Source organism: Halomonas saccharevitans (assembly GCF_032333995.1).
Lineage (GTDB): Bacteria > Pseudomonadota > Gammaproteobacteria > Pseudomonadales > Halomonadaceae > Halomonas > Halomonas saccharevitans.
This window is the reverse complement of the sequence record NZ_JAVXUR010000003.1, coordinates 372382-383734: the sequence shown is the minus strand read 5'-3', so window position 1 is coordinate 383734 and position 11353 is coordinate 372382. Positions and strand designations below refer to the sequence as shown.

The following is an 11353-nucleotide window of genomic DNA, read 5'->3' as shown; positions in this document are numbered from 1 at the left end:
CCTGTTGTGCACGCACGATGAGCGAAAGAGTGTACGCGGCCGGGCCCGAACTGTCATGACGCCACCTTCCCCCCGGGCCGGCGGGCGGCTAAGCTGGCTCGATGTGCCTGATTGCCTTTGACCATCGACCCGGCGGCGCCTTCCCATTGCGCCTGATCGCCAACCGCGACGAGTTCCATGCCCGCCCGACGGCGCCGCTTGGCGCTTGGGAGGAGGCCCCCGCGATCGTCGGGGGCCGCGACCTGGAGGCCGGCGGCAGCTGGCTGGCCGTTCACCGCCGCGGGCGCTTCGCCGCCGTGACCAACGTCCGCGATCCTCGCCTCACGGTGCCGCCGGGCTCGCCGAGCCGCGGCGAGCTGATACGCGAGGCCCTGGAGCGCGACGACCTGACGGCCTGGCTCGATCGGCTGGCGGGCGGCGGGGCTCGCGCCTATGCCGGCTTCAACCTGCTGGTGGGCGACGGGGAGGCGCTGTGGCACCTGCACCGCGGACTCTACGCTCTCTGCCTCAGGCGCGTGCCACCCGGCCTGCACGGCCTCTCCAACGCCAGCCTGGATACGCCCTGGCCCAAGCTGATCGCCGCCCGTCAGGGGCTCGGCCACGGCCTGCGCCACGGCCGCTTCCCCGAGGATGCCCTGGCCGTGCTCAGCGATGATCGGCCCGCCGATGACGAGGCGCTGCCGGAGACCGGCGTGGGGCTCGAGCGCGAGCGGCAGCTGTCGTCGTGCTTCATCGTCGGCCGTGACTACGGCACGCGGGCCACCACCTGGCTGAGCTGGCACGACGACGGTGTCATCGAGATCGGTGAACGACGCTTCGGACCGGTGGGAGTCCGGCTGGGCGAGAACGTGGAGCGGCTGACGCTGGACCTCCCGTAGGAACGTCTCACCATCGCGCTGTCAGCCGCGCTCCCCAGGCTCTGCCGAGAGCGTGGACTCAGTCCTTGGGAGGCAGCAGGTGCGCCAGCTGCCATTCGCCCAGCCGCGCCTCCAGGTGCCGGCGAACGGCGAGGGGGGAATCGAGACGCAAGGTCTCCTCGACCAGCTCCCGCGCACTCGCGAGACTCACCCGACGAATCGCCGCCCTCACCCGGGGCAGGCTGGGTGCGTTCATCGACAGGGCATTGAAGCCCATGCCCATCAGTATCAGCGCCCCGGCGGGGTCGCCGGCCATCTCGCCGCACACCGATGTCGGCATGGCCAGGCGTCGCGTCTCATCGCCCAGTCGCGCCATGGCCGCCAGCACGGCGGGATGGCAGGAGTCGTACAGATCGGCGACGCGCGGATTGTTACGATCCACGGCCAGCAGGTACTGGGTCAGGTCGTTGCTGCCCACCGAGAAGAAGTCGACGCGGCTGGCCAGGGCATCCAGCTGGTAGAGGGTCGCCGGCACCTCCAGCATCACGCCCACCCTGGGCCGATTCACCGCCACGCCCTCCTCGCCGAGCTCGACGATGGCGCGATCGAGCAGGCGCAGCACGTCGTCGACCTCGTCGACGTTGGTGACCATGGGCAGCAGCACCTGCAGGTTGTCGAGCCCCTGGGAGGCGCGCAGCATGGCGCGCAGCTGCACCATCAGCACCTCGGGATGGTCGAGGGTGACCCGGATGCCGCGCCAGCCGAGGAAGGGGTTGGCCTCCTCGATGGGGAAGTAGGGCAGATCCTTGTCGCCGCCGATATCGAGGGTGCGCATCACCACCGGCAACGGCGCGAAGCTCTCGAGCTGATCGCGATAGAGGCGCGTCTGTTCCTGCTCGCCGGGAAAGCGCTCGGTGATCATGAAGGGCACTTCGGTGCGATAGAGCCCGACGCCGCCGATCCGCGACTTGAGCGACGCCACGGTATCCACCGCCAGGCCGGTATTGACCATCAGCGGCATGTCGTGGCCATCCGGGGTGCGGCTGGGCAGGTCCTGCTCGTGCTCCAGCACCGCCATCAGCGCCCGCTCCTCCTCGATCAGGCTCTGATAGTGGCTCTCGAGCTCCGGCGAGGGACGCACAAAGAGGCGCCCGCGGTGGCCATCCAGCACCACCCGGTTGCCGCCGAGGCGCGGCAGCGGCAGATCGACCATGCCGGACACCGTGGGAATGCCCATGGCACGCGCAACGATGGCCACGTGGGAGGTGCTGGAGCCGCGCACCGAGACCAGCCCGGCGAGCTTGTCCCGGGGCACCTCACCGAGCATCGCCACGCTGATCTCGTCGCCCACCAGGATGGTGCTCTCGGGGTAAACCTCCGGCGTCTGGGGCGTCTCCTCCTGCAGGTGGGCCAGCACGCGTCGACCCAGGTCGCGGACATCCGCCGCCCGCTCACGGAGATAGTTATCATCCACCCGCTCCAGGTACTGGACGTGGCGCCGCACCACGTCGGCCAGCGCGCCCGGCGCCCACTGCCCCTCGCGGATACGCTTCTCCACTTCCTGCGAAAGCGCCGCCTCACCGAGCATCTGCTGGTAGACGTCGAACAGCGCAAGCTCCTGGGCGGAGATACGGCTCGCCAGGCGCTCGCCGGCGGCGCGGATCTCGTTACGCACCCGGCCGATGGCTTCCTTGAGGCGCGCGATCTCATACTCGACGTCGGTGGGGATCAGGTCCGGCACGCTGTTGAGGTCGGCCGGCGCGGCGATGACGACCGCCTCGCCGATGGCCATGCCCGGCGAGGCCGCCACGCCGGTGAAGCGGGCCTCGCCCCCCGGGATGCTCGGCCGATTGAGCCCGCCGGTCGCCAGGGCATGGGCCAGCACGCCGGCCAGCTGGGCGGCCATGGTGACCAGGAAGGCCTCGTCCTCCTCGTCGAAGCGACGCTTCTCTGACTGCTGCACCACCAGCACGCCGAGCATGCGTCGCTGGTGGATGATCGGCACGCCGAGAAAGCTCGAATAGCGCTCCTCGCCGGTGGCCTCGAAGTAGAGGAACTGCGGGTGGGCCTGGGCGTCTTCAAGGTTGAGCGGCTCCTCGCGTTTGGCCACCAGGCCCACCAGGCCCTCCCCCACCTGCAGGCTCACGCGCCCCACCGCCTGGGCACGCAGGCCGATGGTCTCCATCAGCACCAGGCGATCGATGGCCGGGTCGAACAGGTAGAAGGAGCACACGTCGGTGCGCATTGCCTTGCGGATGCGTCGCACCATGGTGGCCAGCGCCGCGTCCAGGTTGCGGGCCCCGTTGACCTCCTGAATGATGCGTCGCAATACCTCGAGCATTGGCGTCTTCTTTTCCATTGTGGTTGTCTCTCGCCTCGCTGAGGGAATGCCGTCAGGCCCTCGGCTCATCCATGACCGAGGGCCAGCCGCTGTGCCCGAGGGGACAGCTCGCGCAGGGCACGGCGATAGACCTCACGCTTGAAGGGCACCACCTGCCCCAGGGGGTACCAGTAGCTGACCCAGCGCCAGCCATCGAACTCCGGTTTGCCGGACAGGTCCATGCAGATCCGGCTCTCCTGACAGCGGATCCGAAGCAAGAACCACTTCTGTTTCTGGCCGATGCACACCGGCCTCGAGTGGGTACGCACCATGCGTCGCGGCAGGCGATAGCGTAGCCAGCCCCGGGTGCAGGCAAGGATCTCGACGTCCTCGGCGGTGAGGCCGATCTCCTCGTGGAGCTCACGAAAAAGTGCCTGTTGCGGAGTCTCGTTAGCCTTGATGCCTCCCTGGGGAAACTGCCACGCGTTTTGCCCTACCCGACGCGCCCAAAGCAGCTGCCCCAGCTCGTTGGCGATGATGATGCCAACGTTGGGGCGAAAGCCGTCAGCGTCGATCACGGACTTCACCTTATGGTTTCAGTATTGGGGCCATTCTTCCACAAGGCCACAAAGCGCATCAATACAAGCCTTAGCCAAGCGGCCAACCCGCCCGGCTCAGGCGCTCGAAGCGCGTCATCGCTTCTGCCATAATCGATGGCCTTGCCGTGACCGCACCGCGCGCGTCCATCCAAATCAACAACACCCGAGGGGAACGCAGTGAGCCTGGCCATCTTCGACCTGGACAACACGCTGCTGTCGATCGACAGCGACCATGCCTGGGGCGAGTTCCTGCTGGAACAGGGAGCCGTCGACCCGGTCGCCTACCGGGAGGCCAACGACCGCTTCATGGCCGACTACGAGGCGGGCACCCTGGACATGCAGGCCTTCCTCGAGGTAGCGCTGCAGCCGCTGGCGGCAAACAGTCCCGAGCAGCTCGCCTCCTGGCACCAGCAGTTCATGGCGAGCAAGATCGAGCCGCACATCCTCTCCCGGGGCGAGGAGCTGGTGGCACGCCACCGCTCGCGCGGCGACACCCTGATGATCATCACCGCCACCAATCGCTTCATCACCGGCCCCATCGCCGAGCGCCTGGGCATCGACGAGCTGATCGCCGTGGAGCCCGAGAAGGTCGACGGCCGCTATACCGGTCGCGCGCTGGGCATCCCCAGCTACCGCGAGGGCAAGGTCCAGCGGCTCGAGGCATGGCTCGCCGACCGCGACTTGACCCTGGACGGCAGCTGGTTCTACAGCGACTCCCACAACGACCTGGCACTGCTCGAGGAGGTCGAGCACCCGGTGGCGGTGGACCCCGACCCGAGCCTTCGCGAGGTGGCCGAGGCCCGCGGCTGGCGCATCATCAGCCTGCGCGACTGAGCCGCTCGCCTCGACCATCCAGGCAATGCCCAGACGCAAAAAACCCCGCCGGCCGGCGGGGTTTTTCGTGTCGCGACAGAGGCGATGCTTAGCCCAGCAGGTGCTCGACGGCGGCGCGCTCTTCGCGCAGCTCGTTCTCGGTCGCCTGCATGCGGCCGCGGCTGAACTCGTCGATCGAAAGGCCCTGAACGATCTCGTACTGACCGTTCTTGCAGACCACCGGGTAGGAGTACATGATGCCCGGTTCGACGCCGTAGCTGCCGTCGGCGGGAATGCCCATGCTGACCACTTCGTCGGTGCCCAGCGCCCAGTCACGCATGTGATCGATGGCGGCGGAAGCGGCAGACGCCGCGGAGGAGGCCCCGCGCGCCTTGATGATGGCGGCGCCGCGCTGCTGCACGGTGGGGATGAAGTCGTTCTCGTACCACTCGCGGTCGACCAGCTCGAGGGCCGGGGTACCGGCGACCTTGCAGTGCGCCAGATCCGGGTACTGGGTCGCGCTGTGGTTGCCCCACACCACCATGGACTCGACGTCGGTGACGTGCTTGTCGGCCTTCTGGGCCAGCTGCGTCTTGGCGCGGTTGTGATCCAGGCGCATCATCGCGGTGAACTGACCCGCATCCAGGTCCGGCGCATTGCAGGAGGCGATCAGGGCGTTGGTGTTGGCCGGGTTGCCGACCACCAGCACCCGCACGTCGCGGCTGGCGTGGTCGTTCAGCGCCTTGCCCTGAACGGAGAAGATCGCGGCGTTGGCCTCGAGCAGGTCCTTGCGCTCCATGCCCGGACCGCGCGGACGCGCGCCGACCAGCAGGGCGAAATCAGCATCCTTGAAGGCAACGTTGGCGTCGTCGGTGGCCACGATGTCCTGCACCAGCGGGAAGGCACAGTCGTTGAGCTCCATCACCACGCCGTTGAGGGCGTCCATGGCCGGGGTGATCTCCAGCAGCTGCAGGATGACCGGCTGGTCCTTGCCGAGCATGTCGCCGGAGGCGATGCGGAAGGCGAGGGAGTAGCTGATCTGGCCGGCAGCACCGGTGATGGCAATACGGACGGGGTCTTTCATGGTGGCTCCTTGGGTTGTCAACGCGCGGGTTGTCGCCGTGAGGATAAGCCCGGTGGACCGGCTGCCCACCCTGGCCGGAATGCGAACCGCCAAGATGTTATGCCTGCACTGCACAAAACTCAATTCGACCTGCGGCTAGGCCCGCCGAGTGAGCCTTACCGCCGAGAAACGACGAGACCCCATGGGACACGACATCCCATGGGGTCTTTTGATGCCACGCACCGGCAACGCCATCGAGCCGCTCAGGCCCGGGAGTCGGCCTCGGTGCGAATGGCATCGGGCGAGTGGGCCGCGTGCAGCCGGGCGATCAACTGATCCTCGAGCTCGAAGCGTTCTCCGAGCCCCTTGGTGAGGCGATCGATCCAGGCCGGCAACCGCGCGAGGTGCTGTTCGCAGCGCGCCGAGGAGGCATAGTCCTCGTCGAAGGCGAGCACCAGCTCGGTGGACATCTCGAGCCGCTCCATCAGCCTGTCGGCCAGCGCCAGGGCGGGCTCGTCGTCGAAGGCACGGGCCTCCTCGCGCAGCTGCGGATAGATCTCGAAGTGGCCGGCGCTGATGTAGTCCATCAGCAGCTCGCTGAAGGCATCGATATGGGCCTTTGACACCGCCTCCAACTCGGCATCGCAGGATGCCTTGAGATCGACGAAGTGGACCAGCAGCGCACGACGCGCCTCGAGCCAACGATCGATCAGCTGGTGGACACCACCCCAGCGTTCCTGGGCATTCGTGCAATCTTCCAGCATGGACACCTCCCTTGCTCGACGGCCGGTAGCGACGGCATGCGCGGCCCGCGAGACACCAGACTCGCGCCTGCCGATGACGGTGTCAATCCTGGGGCGTCGGTCGAGGCGATCCTTGTGGCGCCCCCGGCAGCCCGCCGGCGCAGAAGCGCGGTGGCAAAGCGATAGCACAGCGTGGAGAGGCCGCCGGCGCTTTCATAGTACGGTACCGAGACGAGCGACAGCGTATCGACCTAAACGACAAAGCGACGGGATATCGCCGGCACCGGCGCAGCGAGCTCGCGGTGCGGCCTCTTCCGGCATGAACCCATCAGGACACCAGAGGGCATTTCCATGAACAAGCTGACCCGCGCCGGCCTCGGCCTGCTGATGACGACCGCCGTGGCCACGGTCCAGGCCGAGGAAGTCCGGATCGGCATGATCACCACGCTCTCGGGCGGCGGCTCGCATCTCGGCGTCGACGTGCGCGACGGCTTCATGCTCGCCATCGACCAGGCGGCGCGCGACGACATCGAGGTGCTGATCCAGGACGACGCCCGTCGCCCGGACCTCGCCAAGACGCTCTCCAACGAATTCATGCAGCGCGATGAGGTCGACATCATGACCGGCATCATCTGGTCCAACCTGGCCATGGCCGTGGTGCCCTCGGTGGTGCGACAGGGCACCTTCTACCTCTCGCCCAATGCCGGCCCCTCGGCGCTGGCCGGTCGCCTGTGCCACGAGAACTATTTCAACGTGGCCTACCAGAACGACAACCTGCACGGCGCCATGGGCGCCTACATGCGCGAGCAGGGCTTCGAGCGCCCGCTGCTGATGGCCCCCAACTACCCCGCCGGCACCGACGCCCTGGCCGGCTTCAAGCACCTCTATGAGGGCGAGGTGGATGGCGGCGAGGTGGTCGACGAGCTCTACACCCAGCTCGGCCAGACCGACTACGCCGCCGAGATCGCCCAGATCCGCGCCAGCGAGGCCGACAGCCTGTTCTTCTTCCTGCCCGGCGGCATGGGCATCTCCTTCATGAAGCAGTGGCAGAACTCGGGCGTCGAGATGCCGGTGTTCGGCGCGGCCTTCTCCTTCGACGAGATCATCATCCAGGCGGTCGGCCAGGCGGCGATCGGCGCCATGAACACCTCGGAGTGGGCCTACGATCTGGATAACGCGGCCAACCGGGCCTTCGTCGAGGCCTTCCGGGCGGCCCACGAGCGCACCCCGACCCTCTACGCGGCCCAGGGCTACGACACCGCGCGCCTGATCCTGAGCGCCCTGGACGAGGCGCACCCCGACGACCCGGACGCCTTCCGCGAGGCCCTGCGCGCGGCCGACTTCGCCTCGGTGCGAGGCGACTTTCGCTTCGGCTCCAACCAGCACCCGATCCAGGACATCTACGTCCGCAAGGTGGTCGAGGGCACGGACGGCAAGCCCACCAACCGCCTGGTCGGCCTCGCCATCGAGGACATCCAGGACGTCTACGCCAAGCAGTGCCGGATGTGATCCCGCCCCCGGGCCGCCTGCGGCCCGGCTCCCCCACTTCCCGACCACGGACCCCCTGACGTGAGCGCGACCCTGCTGATCGAGCAACTCATCAACGGCCTGCAGCTCGGCACCATGCTGTTCCTGATGGCCAGCGGCCTGACGCTGGTATTCGGCGTCATGGGGCTGATCAACCTGGCCCACGGCTCCTTCTACATGGTCGGGGCCTACGTGACCGCCCTCACCACCGCCTCGACCGGCTCCTTCCTGCTGGGCCTGGCCGCCGGCAGCCTCGCGGCCGCCGCCGCGGGAGCCGTGGTGGAAGTGCTGGTGATACGACGCCTCTACCAGCGTTCGCACCTGGACCAGGTGCTCGCCACCTTCGCGCTGATCCTGATCTTCTCCGAGGGCACGCGCTGGCTGTTCGGCTCCTCGCCGCTCTGGCTCAGCCCGCCCGACTGGCTCTCGGGCTCGGTGGCCCTGCCCGGCGGCGCCCGCTATCCCGTCTACCGGCTGATGATCATCGCCGTGGGCGTGCTCATCGCCGCCGGCCTCTACCTGCTGATCTCGCACACGCGGCTGGGCATGCGCATCCGCGCCGGCGAGAGCGATCGCGAGATGATCGGTGCCCTGGGCATCGATATCCGCCGGCTCTACACCCTGGTGTTCGCCCTGGGGGCCGCCCTGGCGGGGCTCGCCGGCTCCCTGGTGGGGGCGCTGCAATCGGTGCAGGTGGGCATGGGCGAGCCGGTACTGATCCTGGCCTTCGTGGTGATCGTGATCGGCGGCATCGGCTCCATCAAGGGCGCGCTGCTGGGGGCGATCCTGGTCGGCGTGGTGGATACCCTGGGACGCATCTTCCTGCCGGCGCTGTTCGGCCTCTTCATGAGCCCCTCCGAGGCCGCCGGGGTGGGCACCGCCCTCGCCGCCATGCTGATCTACATCCTCATGGCCGTCATCCTCGCCTTCAAGCCGCAGGGACTCTTCGCCGCCCATGACTGAGCACTCGACCGAGCGTCCCCACGACACCGCCGCCGCCCCCATGGGCGCCCCCCGCCTCGGCCGCCAGGGGCTGGTCCACGTCGCTCTGCTGACGCTGACCCTGCTGGCTCCGCTAGTGGCCCATCTGCTGGGCGAAGCCTACTACGTCAACCTGGCCACCCGCATCGTGCTGGTGGCGATGGCGGGCGTGGGGCTCAACCTGGCGCTGGGCCATGGCGGCATGATCAGCTTCGGGCATGCCGCCTACTTCGGCATGGGCGGCTACGTGGCGGGCATCAGCGCCTATCACGCCTTCGACGGCAGCCTGCTGCTGGGCCTGCCCGGCAGCGATGACATGCTGGTGATCTGGGCGGTGGCGCTGCTCGCCTGCGGCCTGCTGGCGCTCGCCATCGGCGCCGTCTCGCTGCGCACCTCCGGGGTCTACTTCATCATGATCACCCTGGCCTTCGCCCAGATGGTCTACTACTTCGCCAACTCCTGGCCGAGCTACGGCGGCCAGGACGGCCTGCCGATCTACCTGCGCAACGGCCTGCCGCTGATCGACAGCCAGGATCCGCTGAGCTTCTTCCTGGTCTGCTTCGCCCTGCTGCTCGCCGCCATGGCGATCACCGCGCGGCTGATGGGGTCGCGCTTCGGCGCCGCCCTGACCATGGCGCGGCTCAACGAGACGCGCCTGGCGACCGCCGGCATCTCGCCCTACCCCATCCGCCTCACGGCCTTCGTCATCTCGGCCATGATCACCGGGCTCGCCGGCGCCCTCTACGCCGACCTCAACGGCTTCGTCAGCCCCGCCATGCTCAGCTGGCATTTCTCCGGCGAGCTGATGGTGATCGTCATCCTCGGCGGGGTCGGTCGCCTCTTCGGGCCGCTGGCCGGCGCCATCGTCTACGTGCTGATGGAAACCCTGCTGGGCGGGCTGACCGAATACTGGCTCTTCTTCCTCGGCCTGGTGCTGCTCGGCGTGGTGCTCTTCGCCCGGCAGGGCGTGATCGGCTGGCTCGCCGGGGGGACGCCGCATGGCTGAGACGGTGCTGTCGATCGAGGGCCTGCACAAGCGCTTCGGCGCCCTTCAGGCCACCCATGATGTCTCGCTGACGCTGCGCGCCGGCGAGATCCATGCCTTGATCGGCCCCAACGGGGCCGGCAAGTCGACCCTGATCGCCCAGATCGCCGGCAGCCTCAGGCCCGACGCGGGGCGCATTCGCCTCGCGGGGCGCGACATCACCGGCCTGGGCGTCGCCGCGCGGGCCCGCCTCGGCCTGGGTCGGAGCTTCCAGGTCTCGTCGCTGGCCGAGCCGCTCAGCGCCCTGCGCAACGTGATGATCGGCGCCCAGGCGCGGGCGGGCCACAGCTTCCGCTTCTGGCGGCCGGTCGCCCGCGATGCTCTCCTGCTGGCCCCCGCCCGCGAGGCGCTCGAACGGGTGCACCTGGGCCACCGCGCCGACACCCCGGTCGCGGCGCTCTCCCATGGCGAGCGCCGCCAGGTGGAGGTGGCCTGTGCGCTGGTGCTCGAGCCCCGCGCGCTGCTGCTCGACGAGCCGATGGCCGGCCTCGGGCCCGAGGGCTCGGCGCGGCTCACCGAGCTACTCGAGACCCTCAAGCGCGAGGTGCCCATCCTACTGATCGAGCACGACATGGACGCGGTCTTCCGGCTGGCGGACCGGCTCTCCGTGCTGGTCGACGGCCGGGTCATCGCCCACGGCGACGTCGATGCCATCCGCCGCGACCCGCGCGTGCAGGCGGCCTACCTGGGAGACTGAGATGCTCACGATCACCGACCTCGAGACCTGCTACGGGCCGTCCCAGGCGCTGTTCGGCGTCAGCCTCCACATCGAGGCCGGCGAGATGGTGGCGCTGATGGGCCGCAACGGCATGGGCAAGACCACCACCATCCGCTCGCTCTTCGGCCTGACCCCAGCGCGGCGAGGCCGCATCGAGTTCGAAGGGCGGGACATGCGACGCCTGCCGGCCTTTCGCATCGCCCGGCGCGGCCTGGGGCTGGTGCCCGAGGGGCGCCGCTGCTTTCCCAACCTCTCGGTGCGCGAGAACCTCGTCGCCACCGCCCGACCCGGGCCCTGGGACCAGGCAGGCGTCGAGGCGCTCTTCCCGCGGCTGGCCGAACGTCGAGCGCAGATGGCCGATACCCTGTCCGGCGGCGAGCAGCAGATGCTCGCCATCGGCCGGGCGCTGATGACCAACCCCCGCCTGCTGGTGCTCGACGAGGCCACCGAAGGCCTGGCCCCGGTGATTCGCCAAGAGATCTGGTCGGCACTGCGCCGGCTCAAGGCCGAGGGCCAGTCGATCCTGATCGTCGACAAGTCGCTCGGCGAGCTGCTGCCGGTGGCCGATCGCTGCACCATCCTGGAGAAGGGCCGCACGGCCTGGACGGGCCGACCCGCGGCGCTGGACGAGGCGCTGCGCGCGCGTTACCTGGGGGTTTAGTTGAAGGCCTAGTTGAAGGTCTGGCT

General features: G+C 68.7%; 11 protein-coding genes. 7 read left to right on the top strand and 4 right to left on the bottom strand.

Annotated elements, in window-relative coordinates:
- Positions 1 to 101 precede the first annotated feature (101 nt).
- Complete coding sequence (locus tag RSO68_RS09825; protein WP_315586458.1) at positions 102 to 878, top strand: NRDE family protein; 777 nt, start codon at positions 102 to 104, stop codon at positions 876 to 878.
- A 58-nt stretch (positions 879 to 936) separates the two neighbouring features.
- On the opposite strand, the gene ptsP is transcribed toward RSO68_RS09825, so the two are convergent.
- Both ptsP and RSO68_RS09815 read right to left on the bottom strand, forming a co-directional pair.
- Positions 937 to 3198, bottom strand: a complete 2262-nt coding sequence (gene ptsP, locus RSO68_RS09820; protein WP_315586554.1) for a phosphoenolpyruvate--protein phosphotransferase — start codon at positions 3196 to 3198, stop codon at positions 937 to 939.
- 65 nt (positions 3199 to 3263) lie between these two features.
- Positions 3264 to 3755 (bottom strand): RNA pyrophosphohydrolase, encoded by a 492-nt coding sequence (locus RSO68_RS09815; protein ID WP_089847053.1) that lies wholly within the window; start codon positions 3753 to 3755, stop codon positions 3264 to 3266.
- Between the two features lie 198 nt (positions 3756 to 3953).
- Here RSO68_RS09815 and RSO68_RS09810 point away from each other — a divergent pair, with 198 nt between their 5' ends.
- The gene (locus tag RSO68_RS09810) at positions 3954 to 4610 is read left to right on the top strand and encodes a histidinol-phosphatase (RefSeq protein ID WP_089848469.1); all 657 of its coding nucleotides are present in this window, start codon (positions 3954 to 3956) and stop codon (positions 4608 to 4610) included.
- An 88-nt stretch (positions 4611 to 4698) separates the two neighbouring features.
- Here RSO68_RS09810 and RSO68_RS09805 read toward each other — a convergent pair whose 3' ends face one another.
- Together RSO68_RS09805 and rsd are read right to left on the bottom strand one after the other, a co-directional pair.
- Positions 4699 to 5673: a malate dehydrogenase gene (locus tag RSO68_RS09805; protein ID WP_089848467.1), complete on the bottom strand. Its 975-nt coding sequence runs from the start codon at positions 5671 to 5673 to the stop codon at positions 4699 to 4701.
- Between the two features lie 242 nt (positions 5674 to 5915).
- Positions 5916 to 6416, bottom strand: a complete 501-nt coding sequence (gene rsd, locus RSO68_RS09800; protein ID WP_089848465.1) for a sigma D regulator — start codon at positions 6414 to 6416, stop codon at positions 5916 to 5918.
- Positions 6417 to 6746: 330 nt separating this feature from the next.
- Between rsd and RSO68_RS09795 the strand changes: the two genes are divergently transcribed.
- Genes RSO68_RS09795 through RSO68_RS09775 form a run of 5 tightly spaced genes read left to right on the top strand, consistent with a single transcriptional unit; the run spans position 6747 to position 11327 of the window.
- Positions 6747 to 7904 (top strand): ABC transporter substrate-binding protein, encoded by a 1158-nt coding sequence (locus RSO68_RS09795; RefSeq protein WP_315586457.1) that lies wholly within the window; start codon positions 6747 to 6749, stop codon positions 7902 to 7904.
- A 60-nt stretch (positions 7905 to 7964) separates the two neighbouring features.
- Entirely contained in the window at positions 7965 to 8885 is a 921-nt protein-coding gene (locus RSO68_RS09790; protein WP_315586456.1) for a branched-chain amino acid ABC transporter permease, read from the top strand.
- A 40-nt stretch (positions 8886 to 8925) separates the two neighbouring features.
- A complete protein-coding gene (locus RSO68_RS09785; RefSeq protein ID WP_315586553.1) occupies positions 8926 to 9909 on the top strand; it encodes a branched-chain amino acid ABC transporter permease in 984 nt (327 codons plus the stop codon).
- On the top strand, positions 9902 to 10645 hold the full coding sequence (locus RSO68_RS09780; RefSeq protein WP_315586455.1) for an ABC transporter ATP-binding protein: 744 nt from the start codon (positions 9902 to 9904) through the stop codon (positions 10643 to 10645). The genes RSO68_RS09785 and RSO68_RS09780 overlap by 8 nt, the downstream gene beginning before the upstream one ends.
- Before the next feature lies 1 nt (position 10646).
- Positions 10647 to 11327: an ABC transporter ATP-binding protein gene (locus RSO68_RS09775; RefSeq protein ID WP_315586454.1), complete on the top strand. Its 681-nt coding sequence runs from the start codon at positions 10647 to 10649 to the stop codon at positions 11325 to 11327.
- Positions 11328 to 11353 lie beyond the last annotated feature (26 nt).

Coding starts and splice junctions, on each gene's coding strand:
- RSO68_RS09825 (WP_315586458.1), top strand. CDS start 102: ATGTGCCTGATTGCCTTTGACCATCGACCCGGCGGCGCCTTCCCATTG.
- ptsP (WP_315586554.1), bottom strand. CDS start 3,198: ATGCTCGAGGTATTGCGACGCATCATTCAGGAGGTCAACGGGGCCCGC.
- RSO68_RS09805 (WP_089848467.1), bottom strand. CDS start 5,673: ATGAAAGACCCCGTCCGTATTGCCATCACCGGTGCTGCCGGCCAGATC.
- rsd (WP_089848465.1), bottom strand. CDS start 6,416: ATGCTGGAAGATTGCACGAATGCCCAGGAACGCTGGGGTGGTGTCCAC.
- RSO68_RS09795 (WP_315586457.1), top strand. CDS start 6,747: ATGAACAAGCTGACCCGCGCCGGCCTCGGCCTGCTGATGACGACCGCC.
- RSO68_RS09785 (WP_315586553.1), top strand. CDS start 8,926: ATGGGCGCCCCCCGCCTCGGCCGCCAGGGGCTGGTCCACGTCGCTCTG.
- RSO68_RS09780 (WP_315586455.1), top strand. CDS start 9,902: ATGGCTGAGACGGTGCTGTCGATCGAGGGCCTGCACAAGCGCTTCGGC.
- RSO68_RS09775 (WP_315586454.1), top strand. CDS start 10,647: ATGCTCACGATCACCGACCTCGAGACCTGCTACGGGCCGTCCCAGGCG.